This is a genomic window from Dysgonomonas sp. (assembly GCF_035323175.1).
Lineage (GTDB): Bacteria > Bacteroidota > Bacteroidia > Bacteroidales > Dysgonomonadaceae > Dysgonomonas.
On record NZ_DAOKYH010000008.1, the window covers coordinates 1 to 22,602 of the forward strand.

General features: G+C 38.2%; 11 protein-coding genes. 3 read left to right on the forward strand and 8 right to left on the reverse strand.

Annotation, left to right across the window (positions count from 1 at the left end; translation table 11 throughout):
* Positions 1-149 precede the first annotated feature (149 nt).
* The 8 genes from PKC55_RS10835 to PKC55_RS10870 form a co-directional block, all read right to left on the reverse strand.
* Complete coding sequence (locus tag PKC55_RS10835) at positions 150-1,313, reverse strand: acyltransferase family protein (protein WP_291128349.1); 1,164 nt, start codon at positions 1,311-1,313, stop codon at positions 150-152.
* A 33-nt stretch (positions 1,314-1,346) separates the two neighbouring features.
* The gene (locus PKC55_RS10840) at positions 1,347-3,422 is read right to left on the reverse strand and encodes a glycoside hydrolase family 20 protein (protein ID WP_324372990.1); all 2,076 of its coding nucleotides are present in this window, start codon (positions 3,420-3,422) and stop codon (positions 1,347-1,349) included.
* Between the two features lie 29 nt (positions 3,423-3,451).
* Positions 3,452-7,060 carry a glycosyl hydrolase gene (locus PKC55_RS10845; protein ID WP_291128148.1) on the reverse strand — a complete coding sequence of 1,203 codons (3,609 nt, stop codon included), beginning with the start codon at positions 7,058-7,060 and terminating at the stop codon, positions 3,452-3,454.
* A 54-nt stretch (positions 7,061-7,114) separates the two neighbouring features.
* The gene (locus PKC55_RS10850) at positions 7,115-9,409 is read right to left on the reverse strand and encodes a GH92 family glycosyl hydrolase (RefSeq protein WP_291128145.1); all 2,295 of its coding nucleotides are present in this window, start codon (positions 9,407-9,409) and stop codon (positions 7,115-7,117) included.
* A 76-nt stretch (positions 9,410-9,485) separates the two neighbouring features.
* Positions 9,486-11,021: a RagB/SusD family nutrient uptake outer membrane protein gene (locus tag PKC55_RS10855; RefSeq protein WP_291128142.1), complete on the reverse strand. Its 1,536-nt coding sequence runs from the start codon at positions 11,019-11,021 to the stop codon at positions 9,486-9,488.
* Positions 11,022-11,054: 33 nt separating this feature from the next.
* Positions 11,055-14,381: a TonB-dependent receptor gene (locus PKC55_RS10860; RefSeq protein WP_291128139.1), complete on the reverse strand. Its 3,327-nt coding sequence runs from the start codon at positions 14,379-14,381 to the stop codon at positions 11,055-11,057.
* 215 nt (positions 14,382-14,596) lie between these two features.
* Positions 14,597-15,595, reverse strand: a complete 999-nt coding sequence (locus PKC55_RS10865; RefSeq protein ID WP_283687241.1) for a FecR family protein — start codon at positions 15,593-15,595, stop codon at positions 14,597-14,599.
* Between the two features lie 110 nt (positions 15,596-15,705).
* Positions 15,706-16,278: an RNA polymerase sigma factor gene (locus PKC55_RS10870; RefSeq protein WP_283687242.1), complete on the reverse strand. Its 573-nt coding sequence runs from the start codon at positions 16,276-16,278 to the stop codon at positions 15,706-15,708.
* Between the two features lie 498 nt (positions 16,279-16,776).
* On the opposite strand from PKC55_RS10870, the gene PKC55_RS10875 reads away from it, so the two are divergent.
* From PKC55_RS10875 to PKC55_RS10885, 3 genes are read left to right on the forward strand one after another with little or no spacing between them, the layout of a single operon-like run.
* A complete protein-coding gene (locus PKC55_RS10875; protein ID WP_291128136.1) occupies positions 16,777-19,863 on the forward strand; it encodes a SusC/RagA family TonB-linked outer membrane protein in 3,087 nt (1,028 codons plus the stop codon).
* A 3-nt stretch (positions 19,864-19,866) separates the two neighbouring features.
* Positions 19,867-21,471: a RagB/SusD family nutrient uptake outer membrane protein gene (locus PKC55_RS10880; protein WP_283687244.1), complete on the forward strand. Its 1,605-nt coding sequence runs from the start codon at positions 19,867-19,869 to the stop codon at positions 21,469-21,471.
* 11 nt (positions 21,472-21,482) lie between these two features.
* The gene (locus PKC55_RS10885; RefSeq protein ID WP_291128131.1) at positions 21,483-22,592 is read left to right on the forward strand and encodes an FISUMP domain-containing protein; all 1,110 of its coding nucleotides are present in this window, start codon (positions 21,483-21,485) and stop codon (positions 22,590-22,592) included.
* The last annotated feature ends 10 nt before the right edge of the window (positions 22,593-22,602 follow it).

A 22,602-nucleotide genomic window follows, 5' to 3' on the forward strand; every position in this document is an offset into this window, starting at 1 on the left:
AGTCAAAAAAGGCTTAGCCGTGGGACTTGAAAATCGAAAGAAAACATCCCACGTCATCAGTATCTAAATCATGGACAAAGAAGCTGAGACTCAAATTTTGTGACAGCTTCTTTGTCTTTAATATTAATATATATCAACAAGATCAAATATCAGAGCTTTATATATATATTCTTTCTATACAAAAAATGCGCCAATCCCCAACAAACCGCAATGAATAGTAAAGCCAAAGAAAATGAAGCCAGATAAGGGTCTATATTCCTTGCTAGAATTGCATATAACCAACTTTTAAAACCAAATCCAGTATTATTCAAAGGAATAGAATCAACTAAAACAGAGACTATACCCGCAAATAAATAGATTGCAAGAGGATTAACTCCGAACGATTGAAAGAAAAGACTCCACGATTTATATTCTTTCACATCAATAATCCAGATCAACAATGATAGCAACAGTGCTCCCGATCCGCATGTAGTAAGGACAAAGGTGGGTGACCAGATTTTTTTATTAATCGGACAACCATAGTTGAACAAAAAGCCCAAAAACAGAAGTATAGTTCCACATAAAAACAGATTTAACATGCGGTCTTTGTTGTCTTTGATTGTTATCAACATTTTACCACATAAGAAACCGATCAATACATGGCAAACAGATGGAATAGTACTCAAAATACCTTCGGGTTCTATTCCGTGCTCTGTATACATGTGTTGTTCACCCAAAATATAGCGATCTATTATTCCTAAAATATTACTTTCGTCGGGCTGAAATCCATTCCCAAAAATAAGAATCAAGAAATAGCAGACAAGGCCTATGGCAATTATGTATGGAATGTACCTATGCTTAACGAATATAATAATCAAAGATGCCACTCCATAGCAAAGAGCTAATCGTTGCATTACCCCCAATATGCGAAGATGTTCAAAGTTCGTTACCGAAAGTTCCAGAAGATGAAAGAATGGCAAACCTGTGCTTTTCAATTGAAAAAAAGTGGAAACAGATAGCCCAAGCCATGCTAAAAATAATCCGACAAAGAAAATAAGAAATGTTCGTTTCAATATTTTGCTAATAACCTGTTTAGTAGGTTCAAAATCGAATTTACGCAGCGAGGCATAACAAGATATTCCCATTATAAACATAAAAAAAGGGAAAACCAGATCGGTTGGCGTTAGCCCATTCCAATCTGCATGCCTCAATGGAGCATAAACGTATTCCCATGATCCGGGATTGTTTACCATAATCATACCGGCAATGGTTATCCCCCTCATTACATCTAAGGATAAAAGTCGATTATTTAAGTTTACAAGTTTTGTTGACATTGATTTACAACTTGATTTAGTTATTGAAATAGATTATCTTACAACGATTTCATCGGTAAAGATAAATCCTACTTTTGTATTGCTTTTGTCCGGATTAGCAACATACCGTATATATCGAGCTTCTACATTTCCTTTCCATGCAAATTCTTTCAGAAAGAAACCTACCTGTGTAAATGGTATATCATTTGTAATATTAGAAAGCAATGTGAAGTTTTGACTGTCTACCGAAGTGTATATTTCCACATCTTTGGGCATCCAACACCAACCAAAGACATCTTGCATGAAAGTAGCTTGTATTGAATGAACGGTCTGCGTAGTTTGCAAATCGATAACAACATCTATCCCATTGTTTATAAAACCTTGCCATCGGTTATTATCACACGACCATCCCCCTTGTAAACCATTTACTAATGCATCTTTTCCTCCTGCCGGATACTCATCCGAGAATGGCTGTTTATATTCAACAGGCTTTCCTATGGCCAGATGTTTCAGCGTATCATAATATTCTTTGCGCTCACCTACTTCATCCTTCAGATCAAAGGGATTATAGCCCTTGTCTTTCAGGTACTCGACTGCATTCAATGCATTTTCTTTAAATCGGCTGAACAATTTTCTATCCGGTTGTGTCCAGCCAGTTTCAGCGATGGCTAATGCTCTCGGCCAGATCATCATTTCGGCGATATTTTCTGTTGGTATATATTCCGTCCACACATTCGCTTGTACACCCAATATATGTTTCTTCTCTTCGACATTCACAGAGTCTGGTACAGGATTGTAAGAGTAAACCTTCTCAATAGGTGTATATCCTGCCCAGGATAGCACATGCGATTCAGGGGCATCCTGATAGAAGTTGAAATAGCAATATTTTATAGGGGTCATAATGGCATCATGCCCCGCTTGTACAGCTTTTATACCATATTCTTCGCCACGCCATGACATCACTGTTGCATTTGGGGCTAATCCTCCCTGCATTATTTCATCCCATCCCAAAAGTCTGCGCCCGTTTTTGTTTAAGAAGGTTTCGATATGATGAATCATATAGCTTTGCAATTCATCTACATCTTTCAAACCTTTTTTTTCCATTAAATCTGCGCATTTAGAACAGGATTTCCAACCCTTTTTCTCTGCTTCATCTCCACCTATATGAATGTATTCGGAAGGAAACAAAGCCATTATTTCGGTCAATACATCCTCTAAGAAGATAAATGTTTTTGGATTACCTATACAAAAATCGCTATTGACATAAGCTTTTCCGGTACATGACAGTTGAGGAAATACAGCCAATACTTCTTCACTGTGCCCCGGCATCTCTATTTCGGGAATCACTGTAATATATTTGCTCGAAGCGTATGCTACAATTTCTTTTACATCTTCCTGAGTATAATAACCTCCGTAGGCGTTTGGGCTTTTTTCACAATATTGCCGTTCTTTATCAGACCACTCCACAAGATTTTCGTATGGGCGCCATGCTGCCTGCTGTGTAAGTTGAGGATATTTTTTTATCTCTACACGCCACCCCGTACCATCGACCAAATGCCAATGAAAACGATTCATCTTGTAATAAGCCATCAGATCCAATTGTTTCTTCAGAAAATCTTTAGAGAAGAAATGACGAGATACATCTATCATTAATCCGCGATGCTTGAGATACGGTGCATCCTGGATTGTTAGTGCCGGAATATTCTGAACTCCGTATTGTTCCGCAAGTTGAAGTAGAGATTGCAAACCATAGAAGATTCCCACGCTTGCTGACGCCTCAATTTTGATACCCGAAGGGCTGACTGTCAAATGGTAAGCCTCAGTAATATTCCCTTTGTTCTCTGTAATAATCAATTGTAGATCTCCCTGTTTTGTATTATTGGTCTCATTACTCAACCGAAGAGGAGATTGCTTCACAAAATCGAGAATCAGCTTTTTCTCTTTTCCTTCAAGATTTGTATAAATGGGCGTAGCTGATGTCATACAAAATTTCCCTTTATGAAGGATAATTTCCTGAGGGAAGGGTATAATCTTAATAGAGCCTGTATCTTCTATTTCAGCTCCATAACAAGTATAAAGACTGATATTCATCAGTGCGAAAATAAAAAAGAACAATTTATATTTATTCATGATTAATTGTTTTTTATAGTAATATACAACTAGTTATATATCTTTATTTTTACGGGGCCTATTAGTCCGGCTTCGGGAGTACTGCGATATGGAGTCGGTATAGTTTGGTAATGATTAGCCAAGGTACTATAGACCAATATCTCAACTTTATTAATACCCGGTAACAAGTAAGGTGTAATATCCACTTGATAAGGAGGACTCATCAATATTCCAGCCGACTGACTATTTATCTTAACTTCACAAGTCGCAATCACATCTGTGAGATCTAGCATAGCTTTCATATTCCCAGACAAAGAGTCTAGTAAAAAATCCGTTCTGTAATACATTCCCCCCGAATAATATTTCAAAGCTCCGGTTTTAGACCAATCTCCTATTTTCATAAGTCCCTTTGCAGTTCGTAATTTAATTGGTTCGCACAACACAGCTGTCCCTTGATATCCTGTTTTCCGTTCGACCGAAAACGCAACACACCCTACTTCCTTTTGTATATGAGGTAAGGTAACCCGATAAATATTACTTCCTTGCATGTCTTGTTTAAGTAACCGGATATTCTCTTTAGGGATAGTTACTCCATCAATCCATACTTTCAGGTCGCAACCAGCTATCTTAAATTCCATTTCATAGAGACCGGGAACAGAACGAAAACGGTAATTCCAACGCTTATATTTACCTCTATAAGGATCATATATCAAATGCTTTGTGTTCAGCCAGCGCATAGAAACGGAAGATAAATAAGATGAATCTTTCGTTGGCAAGACGACTGTATCCGGAAATAATATCACAGCACTTCTATCTCTAAAGTCGTGGAGGGCACCTCTTTCCATTCTGTAATTTATTTGCTTAGTATCAGCATATGCAATCAATAATTTATGCCAACCTTTCGCAAGTATGAAGCGATCATCCACCTTTTTCTCATCTATCAAAATCGTATATGGTCTTGTTCCGTCTATCTGAATTTTATATATGCCATTGTGGGGTGCATAAATGTACGTCTGATAAATCTGATGACCTCCGCTGTTTAATATAAAAAAGCGGTCGTCAACTTTCCCTTTCAGCCCGTGCATACCCTGCGAACCGGGGTTATCCCAAACTCCATATTGCCATGAGAAATTATAAAGGACGCTCTCTTTTTCTTTTGTCTGATGAATCGCATCTGTTATAGAAATATCTTTTGACACAGTGTCGAGAAAAGCCTGTGGCCCATAACCATAGATGTCTTCCGGCCAGTGGGAATCGTCGAAATCCGATTTGACCCAATCGGTCTTTGTATTTGTAGCTGGACTATTACGAAAAGACCTTGCTTCAGCACTAATCAACTCTTCAGATGCAGGTAAACGAAAATCCCCCCACTTATTATTCATCGTAGGTAACAGTTCTACCTCCCATTTTCCATCCAATAAAATCTCAGAGGTTAATTGATCTTCTTTCTGCACTTTATTTGCAAGTATAGGTTCTCCATGATAGAAGACGAATAAGTATGAATTTTCAGGCTCTTTTTCTAGCAATAAATAGGTTCCATCTTTTGTTTGACGAACAACGGGATAATCTTGCATATTGCCTGTGTGGGCATCCCAAAGTTCAACTTTTCCTGTTGCCCTAAAAAAACATTCTGTATTTCTAGGGACATCCATTACCATGTATATATCACGGTCTCCAACTTTGCGATGAAGTACTTTTCCTTTATTTCCATTTGGTTTGAAATCCGGAACAATCAATGACTGCACAACAGAATTTAAAGAGTCCATATCAGACAGATACAAACCTACTCCATTCGCTGAATTTGTCTGTTTACGAGCAGTTTTTCCTTCATATGCTTGAGCCGATGTAAGACCGAATATCTCTTTTACAATAGCATCAACTTCGTTGCTGTTTTCTCCAGACAGAGTGCTTGCTTTAGGCAGTTTTCCTGTAGCTAACACAATACCTCCGGCACGGTAATGCTCTAATATCTTCAAGAGTGAACTGTGATGTATTGCCTCCATATCCGCCAATATTATTACTTTATATTTTTCATCGGCAATAGATATAGATTGTTTTTCGATAGTAGCTTTCTGCAAAAACGAATAGTTGACAAAATCGTAATCGAGTCCTCCGTCACTCATTTTTTGAGCTAAATCAAATACTTGCTTAGGAGTCGAGGTCGAATATGCTTGCATCGATTCGGTAGGGTACATGAGTGCTATATCACACACATGGTGTCCTTGACTCATAAGATAACTCAACCGTTGGGTGTATTCGAGCCATTTTTTCATATGAGGCCAATAAGGCATCCTGAAATGAAAACAGGGCGGCGCCCACTCCCACCAGCCTCCATGGGTAGAATAATAAAGACCATGCATGCATACAAGATTGCCACCTGCCATAAAGTGATGATCAATCTGATGGGTAAGCCATGAGCCCGAACTCCCCCACCCCATACTATGGAATGCTTCGAGCCAGGTGCGAGGACGTTTGTTAAGATGAGCTATCGAACTCGAGACCTTTGTAGACATAAAACTCGACCCCCTTGCCGGAGCATCGTTACCCGGTGCTGTATACCAACTGTTTGCTCTGAAATAATCAACATATGCTAAAGGGTTTATACCTCTTTCCAAGTTATCGCAACCGTATATTAATCCTCTTTCGGCATGCCAGTTATATATTGGTTTGAAGTATCGGTCTTCTGCCAAATCCATTAAAACGTCGCAATAATCGATACGTACCTTAGGTGTTATATCGCCTATATTTTCTTTTAAAGCCGGTAGATAGAGCAGAATATCATATCCTTTTCTTTTCTCAAACTCGTTTCTGAAATCTTCCGACCACGAACCAATTTCGATAGGATACGACAATTCGTCCTGAAAGAAATAATTCATTCCTGCCTTTGCCGCATCTCCCACTTTCTTCTCAAAATCAGCAAAGTATACATCAACGAGTTCTTTCCCATAATCGGGGTGTAATGCATAACTGTTACTTGTAGTTATAATATATACTTTACAGGACTTTCCGTTCGGAGTTCTCCACAGCAATCTGCCCTCGTTAATATATTTACTCAAATCTATTTTTCCCGGATAGGCAACAACTGCGAGTATATTTGGTGGAATTTTACAATTAAGGGTACTATCCTCTTTTATCGCTATGGATTGTATTTCGAGTTTCCCTTTATAATTTTTAAATTTGGAATCTTCTACTAGTTTATCAGGATAATATCCGTTGCCGATCCACCCTATTGTATAGTCGTCTAGTCCCACGCCGAGACCTTTTTTGGCACATTCTTGGGTAAACCATTTCCATATTTGCCACCATTTTTCCGAAAAGATCTTAGGCTCTCCCGGTTCGGTTTTGCCGAACAAGCCGAAACCATTCTTATGAGCCTTAATGTCTACTTCAGGATCTTGATGGATATAACTTACAGCAAACCCGTCTATAGCAGCCGAAGAGAGTATATCGAGCTGGTCTTTGAGTCTTTCTGTATTCAATACGTCGCCATTCCACCAATAGAAAGGAACATTTCCATATCCTTTTGGTGGAGACTTGAATTCCCCAAGCACATCAATATCAGGTCTCTGCGAAGGGTATCCTTTATACTTCTGTGTTTGTGATTTGATCTGAAGAATACAGATTGAAGCAAAAAGAAGTAATATTATTCGAGTCTTCATGGTCATAATATTCTTAATACTAAAAGAATGAAATATCATTTTATAGAGCAAAATTCATTGTATTGACTGAGGCCTATCGGTTGTTTTTACACCAAATATTTCAGATGGAATGCTTCCCATTTCAAATATAAGCTCACCGCCTGCAATAATATCTGCATGATTAATATATGACTTCGTATAAGCCTTTCCATTAAGTGAAACTTTCTGTATATATATATTCTGAAGGCTATTATTATTCGCCTTAATGACAAATGTTTTTCCATTTCCCAGATCAATGGTAGCTCTTTCTATTAGCGGACTACCGAATACATAGGTGCCTCCGGCCGGAGCAAGGGGATAAAATCCTAAAGCAGACATAATGTACCATGCCGACATTTGTCCAATATCTTCATTTCCACAAATACCATCAGGACGATCGTGGTAGAGAGTTGTCATTATTTTACGGACTTTTTCTGCTGTTTTCCATGGCTGACCTACATACGAGAACAGATATGGAATGTGATGGCTTGGTTCGTTCCCGTGTGCATATTGTCCTATAAGTCCGGTTATATCCATCGAAGCACTGGGTCCCATATCTCCCTCGATGACAAATAATGAGTCAAGCTTTTGTATAAATTCATTTTCGCCTCCGAATAAGTTAACTAGCCCTTCTACATTTTGGGGAACTAACCATGTATACTGCCATGCGTTGCCTTCGGTATAATCGTTCTCTTTATGCGCCGATAAAAACGGATTTAACGGCTCTTCTCTAAATTTACCTTCAGACATAATGCCTCTCATAAATCCTATTTTTTTGTCAAAATATCGAGCAAAAGAATTACTTCTTTTCAAAAAATAATCATAGTCGTCTTTCATATCCCTTTCTTTTGCAACTTGAGCCAATGCCCAGTCTGCAAGAGCATATTCCAAACCTTTTGCAACAGATTCTTTCATCTTGTCGCAAGGTAAATAGCCTAATTCTTTGTATTCTTTCAATCCTCTTTCGTCTAATAGAGCCGATGTTTTCATAGCATTATAGGCTAGGTTTTTGTCAAACCCTACTATCCCTTTGAGATATGCATCTGCTATAACCGGAATGGCTGGATTACCAACCATAGCATCAGTTTCGTTTCCTACCAAATGCCAAACAGGCAGTTTCCCCTGTTCTTTATAAATCTGAAGCATAGTATTAATTATATCCGGCATCATTTCGGGATGAATAATTGTCATCAACGGATGAGCAGTACGGTAGGTATCCCAGAGAGAGAAAGTTGTATAGTTGGTAAAACCTGTTGAATAATGATTTTTAAGATCGGCTCCAAAGTAGCCCCCATCAACATCACAAAAAACAGATGGAGCTATCATAGTATGATAAAGTCCGGTATAAAAATTGCGTATGACGGTCGAATCGTTCGTCTTTATATTTATTTTATTTAACTCTTTATTCCATGCTCTATTGGCTTCATCTTTAACCTTGACGAAATCCCATCCGGGTAGTTCTGCCTGTAAGTTTCTTTTAGCACCCTCTATACTGACCGGAGAAATAGCAACTTTCACTAATATTTCTTTCTTTTTCGTAGAGGATGCAAAGAATACTTGTCCATATACTTTCCTTGCGGTTAAAGAGATTCCATCTTTTGCAGAAACAGAGTCTGATAGGGAGAATTTGTTGATTGGCTCTGAAAACACAGCGGTAAAATAGACTCGTTGATCTTTTGCCCATCCTGTAGAAAGACGATAGCCCGAAATAACCGTATCGTTTTCTTGTATTAAATATCCTTCAGTGGGGCTATCCCAGTCTATGCCCGCTTCGAGATTTATGATAACACGAGGATCTGATGCAGCCTTGTTCTTAAATATATATTTATGAAAACCAACTCTTCTCGTGGCTGTGAGTTCAACATCAATATCGTATCTATTGAGATGCACAGCATAATACCCGGGAGTTGCCGTTTCTGTACTTCTGTTAAATAAAGAATACATGCCCGAAGATTGATCGCCATGTATCCCTTCTCTTAATTTTACATATCCTGTAACCGGCATCAATACAATATCTCCTAGATCTCCTGTACCAACTCCACTAAGATGCATATGAGCAAAACCGAGAATTGTGGAATCGGAAATATGGTAGCCTGAACACCAATCCCAACCATGAGAAATATTTGTAGGGCCTAACTGAACAGCGCCAAATGGGACATTAGCCCCCATAAAAACATGTCCATGAGCACCTGTTCCTATATATGGATCAACATATTTCGTGAGGTTATACTCTTCGGTATAAGTGCTTTGACTTTTACAAGAGGCCTCCATTATAAATAAAAAGCATATCAATACCAATATCTTGGTATAAATACATATATCTGACTTCATGGAATATTGTTTTTGATTTTAAACAGGAGGGTTCTCTTATGGAAGCCCTCCTGTTTTGAGTATGATCCTATAACTCTTACTGAGGTTCGGATCCTGGGTTTTGTGTAAGATTTTTATTTATTCTTAGTTCCCTATATGGTATAGGTAATATAAGATTCTCTTTTTTGACATTATATGCTCTTGACGAAACATCCTTATCTATCGATTTGATATATGCTCCATCCGCTGTCATAACATCTATTGCTTTGCCTGTACGTACCAAATCGAACCAACGGTGATTTTCAAAAGCCAATTCATGCTTACGTTCATTGGCTACAACATCTGCTGTAACAACCGATACAGAAGGTAATCCGGCGCGTGTCCGTACTCTGTTTACGAATGGAACAGCTTCCGCTCCGCGATTTTGATCGACAAGGCATTCTGCCATCAACAGTAACGCATCTGAATAGCGATAAACCGGCCAGTTATCGTCAGTATTGAAAATATTGGTATGTGTGTGACGATATTTGTTTACGAAAGGAAGTGCAGTTTCATAATTATTTATGCGTGGGTCTCCTACTTTGAATACATTTGCAACTACCAATGCATCGTTCTCTATTGTCCCTACTGCGATGGCCACAGATGGGTCGAGACGCAAATCATTTGGTTCGTATGAATCGATCATGGCTTGTGTAGGTACATTCCATCCTCCGGTGGATGTTGTATTGCTGAACTCCACACCAGTAATGAGTTCCCCTTCTTTTGTGCGAGGCATAAAGAGATAAAGCCAGTTACTTTCCTGTCCTTGATTTCCCATCTGATACTGTACAGAAAATATGTGCTCAACGCTATTTTTCTTTGATGTATCGAACACATCTGCATAATGAGGCAATAAGTCGTATCCCATTTTGTTTATGACATCATCTAATTGACTTTCAGCAGTTGAGTAATCCGGGCTTGGTTTGGTCATTAATACATATGCATACAGCATTTTTGCCGCCCCTTTTGTTGCAGAGCCGTCTTGTGGAAATTCAACTGTTTCGAGTTTGTCTATTGCGTCTTTTACATCATCGATAATAACCGCATAAACTTCCTCTGGTGTAGATTGTACGGGAAAAGCCTGATCAGCAGTTTTTACTTCAGTTAATTGTATTGGTATGCGAGCATAACACTGAACCAGTTCGAAGTAAGCCCAAGCTCGCATAAATTTGGCTTGTCCGATTATGCGGTTCTTGAAAGTATCCGACAAATCAGTGGCGTCTAAACGTGCTAATATTGTATTTGCTTGGGCTATTGTATTGTAACATCCGCTCCATAGTTCCGAAACCGTATAATTCTGACTCGTAACTAAAAAGTTAGCAACATCTTCACGGAATGAATTACTATCCATTCGTTCATTGTTGTTGCGTGTATAATGGGTATTGTCAGATCGCATTTCGCCAACAATGTAGCCAATGTTTATAATTGTGCGCATGCTTGCATATGCAGCATTTATAGCCTGATTGAAGTGGTCTTCTGTTTTATAAAACGATGCTTCTGTAGAACTACTTTCGGGATTGAGGTTCAAAAAACTCTCATTGCATGAGTAGAATAGCAACATTACAGATAGGCATGCTATATATATTTTATTCATAATCAATAATTTTGAATACTAATTTGTATATTATTAAAAAGTAATATCTAAGCCGATAGTAAATGTTCTTGGAATAGGATATGTAGTCATATCAACACCCATTCCACTCCAGCTAAGACCCTTTCCGGCCTCATTATTGTTTATTTCGGGGTTTAGTCCAGGATAACCGGTTACAGTGAATAATTGTTGTCCTGAGAAGTATATACGAGCCTTTGATATATATTTGTTCGGTTTGAACGGAATTGTATATCCTAATGTAACATTTCGTAAGGTCATATACGATGCATCATATACCCATCCACTATGTTTTAGACGGAATATCTCAGTTGTACCAGTTAGTGTTCTAGGCACTTTACCATTTCCTGGATTTTCGAGCGAACGCCAACGATTTTTAACTTCACGATCTACATTGAATACACCATCAAGATTGAACGAATTGTCGGAAGAACCTAAAAACACATCACCCCCAAGTTGACCGCTGATCAATACTCTTAAATCAAAATTTTTCCACGAAAACTCATTTGTAATACCATACAGAACATCCGGATTTGGATTACCTATGATTGTTCTGTCATTTTCGTCTATATAACCATTTTTGTCAACATCCTTCATTCGGGCAGTACCAACCTCCGATGACCAGTGTTTAGGTTGAGTATCAAATTCTTCTTGAGTCATATAAACTCCGTCGAAAACATATCCGTAGAATACACCGATCGGTTGTCCTACTTGTAATCTATTCCAGTCGGCATAACGTTCGTCCCCTCCTATAGGTGTATTGTTGGTACTTAATTTTACAACTTTATTACGGGGTATTGTTATATTGAGGTTTGTTTTCCAGTTGAAATCTCCTACTATATTTCTAGATTCTAGCGTAAACTCATGTCCCCATGTATCGAATCGGCCAACGTTAGCCGAAATATCGCTGAACCCGGACGACCAAGGGATATCTATCTGATATAGCAATCCGTCTGTAATCTTGCTATAATAATCGTACATGAAGAAAATACGGTCATTGAGAAATCCGACATCAACACCCAAATCTAATTGTTTTGTTTCTTCCCATGTAAGGTCATTGTTGCCTATGTTGCCTAATGATTTTCCGGGTGCTAGTGTTCCACCGAGTACATAGTTATTTTTATTCAATGTAGCTATATAACTGTAGTCTCCAATATTGTTATTACCTGTGACACCATAGCTAGCTCTTAACTTCAGATAGTTCATTACTTTGGTCACCGGTTTCATAAAGGATTCTTCCGAGGCAATCCATCCTCCCGAAACTGAAGGGAATGTAGCATATTTGTTCCCTTCTCCGAATCTGGAACAGCCATCCTTACGAATTGTAGCTTGAAGTAGGTAACGGTCTTTATATGTATAATTGGCACGTCCGATAAGTGAGGCCACAGTCCATTCGGTGGTCGAACTCGAACCTTTTGTTGTGGCTGCGGCATCGAGCCAAGGTACCTCATCGTCAGCAAAATCAGTTCCGGTGATAGTGCTGAATTCCGAATTTACTTTTTGGGCGGAATATCCGAGCAAGAGACTAATCGCATGATTTCCGAATGTTTTGTCGTAAGACAGCATATTCTCTATTGTCCAGTTATAGTATGTTCCAGTATCATAAGAGCCTTCAGCCTTTACTGGAGGTGGTGTAAACAACCCACCACCAACAAGAGATGATGCCCATTGGCGATTTCGAGAGTAGCCTATATCGGTTCCAGCCTGAAATTTGTATTTCAATCCGTTCCATATATCAATGTTCGCATAAGCGTTGCTTATCAAGGTTATGGTTCTCGTATTGTTTAATCGTCCGTCCAGATAGCGAAGCCAGTTTGGCTGTCCAAACATTCCCGGCGATTCGAGTGATACCTTCAGACTTCCATCTTTATTATAAGGACTTTGGCATGGGTCAGCTATCAAAGAAGCACTTAGAATCTCGCGGTATCCATCAGTGTTTTGGTTATTGTATATTTGAAATACAGGGGCTACATTAAAGCCTAGTTTAACTTTTTCGTGCAATGTGAATTCATTGTTGACACGTAGGTTGTAGCGTTCGAAATTAGAGTTTCTCACTACTCCTTCTTGCTTGAAGTATCCACCTATTACAGCTGTGGTCATAAAATCATTTCCGCCGGATACACTTAAACTATAACTCTGAATAGGAGCCGATCTTAATAATAACTTATACCAATTGGTACCTTCTCCGTACTGCTCGGGATGCTGATACATTTCAGGCACAGGGTCTGTTGATCCTTCGTATTTAATTTGATCTTCATAAAACTCCTTCTTGAACTGGGCAAACTCTCGGGCATTCATGACATTCATTTCCTGTAATCCATTAACAGATTGAACGCCGTAATTTGCGTGTAGAGTAACTTGTGTTTTTCCCTTCTTCCCTTTTTTAGTAGTAATGAGTATTACTCCATTTGCTGCTCGAGATCCATATAAAGCCGTAGCAGAAGCATCTTTGAGTACCGAGAAAGTTTCTATTTCATCGGGGTTTATATTATTTAATCCTGTTGATATTGGAATTCCATCTACAACAAATAATGGTTCACTTGCATTACTGATAGATGCAGCGCCACGTATACGAAATGCCATACCTTGTCCGGGAGCTCCGGATGTTTGATTAATTTGCACACCGGCTACCTGACCTTGAAGTTTTTGTCCTATTTGGGCTACCGGTATATCAGTCAAGGCATCTCCTTTTATCGTATTGATGGCACCTGTTATGTCTCTTTTCTTTTGGGTTCCATATGTTACCACAACTACTTCATCCAGATACTTTGTGTCTTCATGCAAAATAATATCAAATTTGGTTTGATCATTTATCGGAAGTACTTTTTCTGTAAAACCCAGAAAGTTAACTTTTATAGAATTACCAGTTGTAACAGATAGGTTAAACGCTCCGTTTTCATCAGTAGCAACCCCATTCGTTGTACCTTCGACAACAACACTAGCACCAATAATCGGTTCTCCTTTAGCATCTCTTACAGTTCCGCTGATGGATTTCTTTTGTTGTTGTTGAATCTGCTGTTTCAACTCTTCTTTCTTGTTAGAATCAGCTGGATAAATCAGAATAAATTTTCCATCTATTTCATACGCCAAACCCTTGCCTTTAAGGGCAATGTCTAAAATATCACTTATAGTACGATCTTTAACTGAAAGCGTTACTCGACTCTCATTATCAAGTTCATTGTTATTGTATAAAAAAGAGAAGTCGCTCTGCTTTTTAATCTCATAGAAAAGATTCTTCAGTTTGACATTCTCAAGTTTTAAACTCATTCTCATATTTTGAGAATAGCTGTTTGATGCTGATAATGAAAACACAATTGCAACTGTAAGAAATAGAGTCAGTTTCATAATTCTAAAAAGTCTTTTGTGGTAAAAAAGAGGTGCAAAAAATGTTTTTCTAAAATAATTTTTCATACTTTAGCATTAGTTTTAGTTAATAATTTTGAGATAACTTTATTGCGAAAACTTACTGAATCGGGAAATGGAGCTAACATTTTCCGATTCTTTTTTACATTTATGAGGTATTCATGCTCTTTAGTGTTTTTATTATTAGTTATTAGATCTTAGATTTCGTATATTTCTATTACATTTCCAGCTTGTCTATAATCGAATTTCCGATGTTTTTTGAATAAATCGAGAATTTGTTGAATACTCTCACCTCTGTCGAAGACTCCCGAGAACAGCTCCTTTTGGAGTTCGGATGATTTTATGTCAATCCTAATATTAAAGCCTCTTTCAAGTTTTTTTACAATATCGGAAAACGTTTCGGCATCAAAGTAGTAACTACCATTCCGCCATGTGGCATACATAGAAGCATCAACTTCATTTATATTGACCGATCCGGATAGTCTATCAAATATATATTGCTGATTCGGAGACAATATTATAGACTGTTCGTTTAGTAAAGAATCTGTTTTCTCAACTTTCACTAAACCTTCCAATAAAGTTGTGATTATCTTATTATCATCAGAATATGCCTTAACATTGAAATGAGTACCCAGCACTTTTACATTAATACTATTAGTTTTTACTACGAAAGGTTGTTGTTTGTTTTTTGCTACATCAAAATATGCCTCACCCTCTAATACCACCACTCGTTCTTTTCCTGAAAAGGAGTTTGGATATCTCAAGACCGATCCGGAGTTCAATTCTACAATGCTGCCATCACTGAGCGTTATTTTTGATTTTGAGCCATATTCACATTTAGTTTCTACATAGGATATATTTTCATCTGTAGATTTTATTGTTGAAAATAAACTTAGACCACCAATGATGATAAGAAGTGCAATTGAAGCGGCAGATATATATTGCCATATTTTTGTCTTTCTCTTATATGAATATTTAGAAACTCTGTTCTGAATAATATTAAATATTCTTTCTTTAGAATCATGAGCATGCTCAAATGATCCGTTATATCTTATCTTTTGTAATTTTTCAAAAATAGCATAGTTTCTTTCGTCTTCTGAAAGCCAGTTATCAACTAACATCTTTTCTTGATTAGTTGCCGTCTTATTTATTACAGCCACTATCGCAGGCAATATTTCAGGATTGTCTTTTATCATTGTATCGTGGGTTTATATTAATATAGAGTAAAAAAAAAAGAAAGACATCTAAGCCTTTCCTTGAAAAAAGTATCTTTTTATAGAAAAAATATATAAAAGGGAGAAATTACTTATATAATAGCTAGAAAAACAATCAGTTTTTTCTTCAAGATATAAGCAAGTTTTTTAATAGCTATTACGATTTGTGCATTTACGGTTTTTTCCGAAATGGATAAAATCTCAGCTATTTCTCGGTATTTCAAGCCTTCTTCTTTGGCCATCAGAAATATCAGTTTACATCGTTCGGGTAATTCATTTATTGCACTCTGTATAGCCAAAACGAGTTCTTCATTAATATAAATCTCTTCGGGAGTCAAATCACTCGAGGCCATCCCCAAAGGGATATCATCGATAATTAAGGATTCGATATTCTTTGATTTGTTGATATAATAGAGAGCTCTATTGCGGGTTATAGTAAAAAGATATGCGACAATATTCTCTATATTCAATAATTCTAATCTGTTTTGCCATATACTAAAAAAAACATCAGAAATGATTTCCTCTTTAGTTTCATTATTTTTTATAAAATAACTGGCAAAACGATATATCTGAATATAGAACTTATCATAGAATAAACGAAAGGCATAAGGGTCATTCTCAGATATCTTTTCCAGAATAGCATTGAGTTCATTAGAGTTATTCATGCTAAAATTGTTTAAGCCTCACAAAAGAAAAGTCAAACGTATAAATTTTTTTGCATAAAATTGATTAATTACGATAGAAGAACTTCAAAATTTCTTTTATTCATCTAATTTCATTAAAACGAAGTATGGAGTGATCCGAAAAATATAAAAAATTAGAGCTTTTATTATATGAGGTACTGTTTGGCTTATAAAGAGTATATATTGTTGGTAATATATTTAAATAAATTGGCGGATGAATTCAACTACTGATTCGCATTAATAAATTAAATAATCGAAATATTAACAATATAAAAATCGTTATCGCTTAAATCTATCATAGGATATATATATGTTTACACTACATATACATTTGTTCTTTTCCCCACCAATGTCTATTTGCAGATTTGTAATGTATAAAATAAAAACAACCATATAAAATAATATTTCACGTAATACCTACTTTAGCAGTTGAAATCACTCGAAATGATTTGTTAACTATAAATTTAAAACGATGGACAAATGAAAATTCACATCAACAGGCATTTACAGATTTGGTGGATTCTATTGTTTATAGGACTGTTCCATGCACAATTAGCATCAGCCCAAACGGGATCTACAATCCTTGTACAAGGAAAGGTTTTGGATGTAGAGAATATAGAGATTATTGGAGCCGTTGTCAAAATTCAGAACAGACAAATAGGCACAACTACGGATGAAAAAGGAAAATTCTCCATAAATGCCCATATAGGCGAAACTTTGGAGATATCATTTATGGGCTACAAAAAACAGATAGTCAAAGTCACATCATCTCAACCACTAACTATTGTTTTAGAAGAAAACAGCATCGAACTGGGCAATGTTGTAGTCGTTGGATACGGAACAACAAGCAAAGAAAAATTGACAGGTGCAGTTGCCAATGTATCTACCGCCGACTTCAAAAATCGGCCTATAACAGATGTATCATTAGCTCTTCAGGGCAAAGTTACAGGAGTACAAGTAACACAAAATTCGGGACAGCCGGGTTCGGATGGTGGTACAATCACAATCCGAGGCATAGGTACTCTAAACAATTCTTCGCCATTAGTCATCATCGATGGATTCGAATCTTCATTCGATAAAGTAGACCCTAAAGATATTGAGTCTATGACGGTACTAAAAGATGCCGCTTCGGCAGCCATCTATGGAAACAAGGCTGCAAACGGTGTTATCCTTATTACTACAAAAAAAGGTAAAAGCGGAGGAATGTCGATCGAATACAATGGCTACCTTGCTGTTCAGGATGTTACCCGCTACCCTTCCCTGCTCGGCTCTGTCGATTTTCTGGAATTATATAATGAAGCCCGAATCAATTCGGGAATGCAAAAATTATATAGCGACGAGTATATAAACAATTTCCGACGAGGTGATGATTTGGCTGCATATCCTGATCGCAATTGGGCTGATTTTTATTTCAAACCTGCTGCTCAACAAAATCACTATTTGAAACTAAATGGCGGAACAGAAAAATTGACATACACCCTATCGCTTGGTTATTTAGATCAGAACGGAATATTACAGGGAACAGATTACAAAAAATATTCTTTCAGGTCGAATGTAAACACATCCTTCCTAAACGATAAGTTAAAAATAGCCGCTAACATATCAGGTTATGTAGGCGATCAAACCGATTTGGTCGATGGAACAGAATCGACATTGGCTCGTGTGGTTCAAATGCACCCTACCGTTGTAGCCAAAATGGAAGGATATGGATGGACTTCATGGTTTTATAATGATGCCGTGCGCGAAGCCGGAGGTAAGAAAGGATTGGATAAAAAAAGCTTTACCGGAAATCTGAATGCAATACTTCAAATAACTAAACAACTGAAACTGGAAGGAGCTGTTAGTTACGACTACAATATGGAATTCGGACAAACTTATGCTCCAAATATTAGCTTGTATACAATAGAGACCGGATCGAATGGCGAGCAGACAATCGGTAAAAATTCATCGCGCGAATCGATGATAAGAGAGAGTACCTATCGATATGGCACAACATCGAGCTATGCAACCCTTTCTTACTGGCTGAATGTAAACGACGACCACCACTTCAAGTTATTGGGAGGAGCACAGCAATCAGAGTGGGAAGGCAAATATTATCAAACACAGCGTAGTCGCTTAACAGCCAACCTGCCAACCCTCGAAGTAGGAGATCCTGCCACACAGAAAAATAGTGCGTGGGCTTCCACTGTCAGATCGTTGTCTCTATTTGGGAGATTTAACTATGATTATAAAGATAAGTACTTATTCGAAGCCAACATGCGTTACGACGGATCTTCCAAATTTGCAATAGATAATAAGTGGGGGCTATTTCCTTCTTTTTCCGCCGGATGGCGTATATCGGAAGAACCTTTCCTCAAAAAAGGCCTACCTTGGGTAAACGAACTCAAAGTACGTGTATCATGGGGGCAACTGGGAAATGAGAAAATATGGAGTTCTTATGCCGGAATAGATATTCTATCGGTAGGAACAGCTAATTATATATGGAATAAACAAAGTGTAACAGGATCGGCAGTATCATACATTGCTAACAAAGACCTGACATGGGAAACGACAACACAGAAGAATGTAGGATTAGATTTCACTATCCTCGACTCATTTTCGGTGTCGGCCGACTTCTATATTAAGCAAACAGACAATATTCTAATGCAATTACCGGTATCCAGTACTTTTGGATTTACTGAAGATCCTTGGCAGAATGCAGGTAAAATGCGCAATGTGGGATATGAATTCACATTGGGATATAACAAAGAACTATTCAAAGGGTTCGATTTTAATGCAAATGCGACTTTGTCATTCAATAAAAATAAAATATTGGATCTGAAAGGTATGAGCCCTATCCTCAACGATACAAAAGGTATTTTGTTACAAGAAGGCTTACCCATCAATACTCTATATGGTTACGAAGTGGAAGGTATCTATCAGAACGAAGAAGAGATTCATAATCAGCTGAAAACTTTCGACCGATACGGAAACCCTGTCAACTCATACTCAGGACTTGTAGCCGCTCCGGGCGACATCCGCTTCAAAGATCAAAATGGAGATGGCATTATAGACAAAGACAACGACCGTGTTGCTCTTGGTGATCCATCACCCGACTGCTTGTTCTCGTTCTCTACAGGAGCCAGATACAAAGGATTCGACTTCACTATCTTCCTGCAAGGCGTATTGGGTGGCGAGGGTTGGAGCTCAGGCGAACTGGTTTCGCCATTTTTCAACAACTACAATAGTGCAGGATGGATGATAAATCGATGGACTCCCGAAAAGCCGAACAATACCTATCAGCGGGTATTTATAGATAGCCAACGATCGGCCATCAAGTCGGCGTACTATGTAGAAGATATGTCTTATTTGCGTTGCAAAAATATAGAACTAGGTTATACTATACCAAGTTCTCTGCTAAATAAGATAAGCATTACAGGAGCCAGAGTGTTTGTCAGTGGACAAAATATGTTCACCCTCACCAAGTATAAGGGATTTGATCCCGAAAGAGCAGGGATAGACGCAACCAATATCTACTCCTACCCTTTAGTTAAGACATTTACAGCAGGTATAAACGTAACATTCTAAGTCATGAAAAAGAACTCATTAAAATATATTGTAGCAGTATTGCTTCTTTTGTCGGCAAGTTCTTGTTCCGATTACCTGAATACTGTCCCTACCGACAAAGCATCTCCGGATACATTCTTGAAAGATATAGATCAGGCTAAAAGCTTGTTGGCTGGTATTTATTATTGCTTATACGACGAAAGCCCGAGCTATATAACGCCCTACACATGGGAAAATATGTCGGATAACTCATTCAATCCCAATACATGGGAGTTCTCTGCCGAATTTGCCAAAGGCACGCAAACAGCAACAAGCTGGTGGGCCGAATATAAATGGACAAGGGACTGGCAAGCTATTTCGCGCAGCAACTCGTTGCTTCGAGGTCTGGCATCGAACAAAACACTGTCGCAAACAGACAAAAATTCGATTATGGCCGAATCCCGATTCCTAAGAGCCTTATTCTATTACGACTTGATTTGCTTTTATGGAAGAGTTCCTCTTCTGGACGAAAATTCACCGATGGAAAATCAGCCTCGCGAGGAAATATCTAAAGTATTGGCATTTATGAACGATGATATAGATTTTGCAATCGACAATCTAAAACACTCATTTGGAGGCGAATCAGCATCTAAAGGCGCAGCTTATATGCTGAAGCTACGCATTGCTCAATATGAAAACAACAATCTGGCAGTAATAGATGCAGCTAAAGAAATTAAGAAATTAGGGTATACTTTATATCCCAATTTCTCAAAATTATTTCTAGAAGAAGGTACAACGGATACATCTAACAAAGAGATCATCTTGAAGATAAATTATGCAACCGACCTTCGTTCCAGTTATATGACAATGCTTTGGTATCACTGGAATTCTTTTCAGACGACTTTGCCTATGGTAGAGTGTTTCTTCACCGCCAATGGACTTCCGATCAAGACACTGGAAGCGGACGGCGGCGGTTCTATACCTAAAGATGCGTCTTATGATCCCGATCATCCTTTTAGCAATCGTGACCCTCGCCTGCATATGTCCATTCTTTGTCCCGGATCGGAATATCGATTAGACGCCGAATCTCGTTACCAGGCAAATTGGGTACCTGCCAGTTGGGCTAATATATCGGGATTCCGTCCTAAGAAAGGAGCCAACGAAAAACTGGCTAATACACAAAACGATGGTTGTGACAAAATAATAATGCGATATGGCGAAGTGCTATTGGCATGGGCCGAAGCCGAAAACGAACTAAACGGACCGGCCAATGTATATCCGTTGATAGACGAATTGCGGAACCGTGTGGGGATGATTACGCTATCGGAGTCTCTGCCAAATCTGACTAAGGAAACAATGCGTGCTTTGATAAGAAACGAACGCCGTGTCGAACTTTTTCACGAAGGACAACGCTGGCTCGATATTCGCCGTTGGAAGATTGCCGAAAAAGTAATGGTAGATGCCATTGGCTTAGATGTGTCTAAACTAAAATGGTACTGGAATGGAAATGTTACCTCCGATTGGAAATACGAATCTATAATTATCGACAAACGATCTTTTAATAAGGATAGGGACTACCTTTGGCCAATCCCTCAAAAAGAGATAAATGCCAACCCTATGATCAAAAATGATCAGAATCCGAATTATTAATATGTGATGATATGAAAAAGATAATACAATATACAGCAATATTCGCACTGATACTACTTACTGCCTGCGAACAAAAAGTAGAGAATGTGAATCCTACATGGGCACGGGCAATCTATCCGAACGAAGGAGCAACTGTAAAAATCGATTTTTTCAAGCCCGATGCACTTCAGACTTTTACTTGGGAGACAAGACCCAATTCTACTTACAAGATATATTTCGATACGGATATGCATTTTCAGAATCCTTATGTTTTCGACGTAGGATCCAAAGATTCATTGAAAGTAACAAATCAGGAGTTTCTGAATGTATTACGAGAGGTATGGCCCGATTTTACAAGTATCAAAAGATTTTTTTGGAAAGTAGAACAAAACACCAACGGAGAAGTATTTACCACATGGCGATACTTTAATGCAATACTGGCAGTAGAAAGTTTTGTAGACAAACGGGATGGTGAAGAATATGAAGCCCGACAGTTCGTCTTGAACGATGGATCGTTGATGACCATCATGGCCGAAAACCTACGGGCAAAAAAATATTCGGATGGGACACCTCTTCCTCTTCCATACAAGGGGGCTTATACCAGCGATCCGATATACAATGCTAAGGCCGGAGGATATTATTCGTGGGCGACAACCGTTCGCATATCATGGGATGAAGCTAAAGCAGCAACACTCAATAAAGAAAATATACAAGGAGTATGCCCCGATGGTTGGCATGTACCTTCGTTGGCCGAGTTTGATAAACTACGAAGATATTTAGGAACCGAATCGGGAGGGAATCTGGTAAAAGATCCATCTTATTGGAAAACGACAGCCAACATAACCAATATTACAAAGCTAAACATTATAGCATCTGGCTACTATTGGCACGAAGGCGTCGGGTTTATAACACAGGGGCTGGACGATGGAAACCCTTTCACCGGATTCTGGAGTTCTACGCCATACCTCAAAGGACAGCAATTTGCATGGGGTGAAGCGGCATTGGATGAGGATAAGAATAAAGCAACGCTAATGTCTATGTACGATGATGTAGAAGGCATTTATCTGCAAGGCTATTCAGCTATTCCAGGTGTAGAAAACCGTTGCTACCCGATAAGATGTATTATGGATGAAATAAAGTAACCTAAAAAAG

Bases quoted from the DNA above. Each gene is read 5' to 3' on its own strand.
- PKC55_RS10835 (WP_291128349.1), bottom strand. From the start codon at position 1,313: ATGTCAACAAAACTTGTAAACTTAAATAATCGACTTTTATCCTTAGAT.
- PKC55_RS10840 (WP_324372990.1), bottom strand. From the start codon at position 3,422: ATGAATAAATATAAATTGTTCTTTTTTATTTTCGCACTGATGAATATC.
- PKC55_RS10845 (WP_291128148.1), bottom strand. From the start codon at position 7,060: ATGAAGACTCGAATAATATTACTTCTTTTTGCTTCAATCTGTATTCTT.
- PKC55_RS10850 (WP_291128145.1), bottom strand. From the start codon at position 9,409: ATGAAGTCAGATATATGTATTTATACCAAGATATTGGTATTGATATGC.
- PKC55_RS10855 (WP_291128142.1), bottom strand. From the start codon at position 11,021: ATGAATAAAATATATATAGCATGCCTATCTGTAATGTTGCTATTCTAC.
- PKC55_RS10860 (WP_291128139.1), bottom strand. From the start codon at position 14,381: ATGAAACTGACTCTATTTCTTACAGTTGCAATTGTGTTTTCATTATCA.
- PKC55_RS10865 (WP_283687241.1), bottom strand. From the start codon at position 15,595: ATGATAAAAGACAATCCTGAAATATTGCCTGCGATAGTGGCTGTAATA.
- PKC55_RS10870 (WP_283687242.1), bottom strand. From the start codon at position 16,278: ATGAATAACTCTAATGAACTCAATGCTATTCTGGAAAAGATATCTGAG.
- PKC55_RS10875 (WP_291128136.1), top strand. From the start codon at position 16,777: ATGAAAATTCACATCAACAGGCATTTACAGATTTGGTGGATTCTATTG.
- PKC55_RS10880 (WP_283687244.1), top strand. From the start codon at position 19,867: ATGAAAAAGAACTCATTAAAATATATTGTAGCAGTATTGCTTCTTTTG.
- PKC55_RS10885 (WP_291128131.1), top strand. From the start codon at position 21,483: ATGAAAAAGATAATACAATATACAGCAATATTCGCACTGATACTACTT.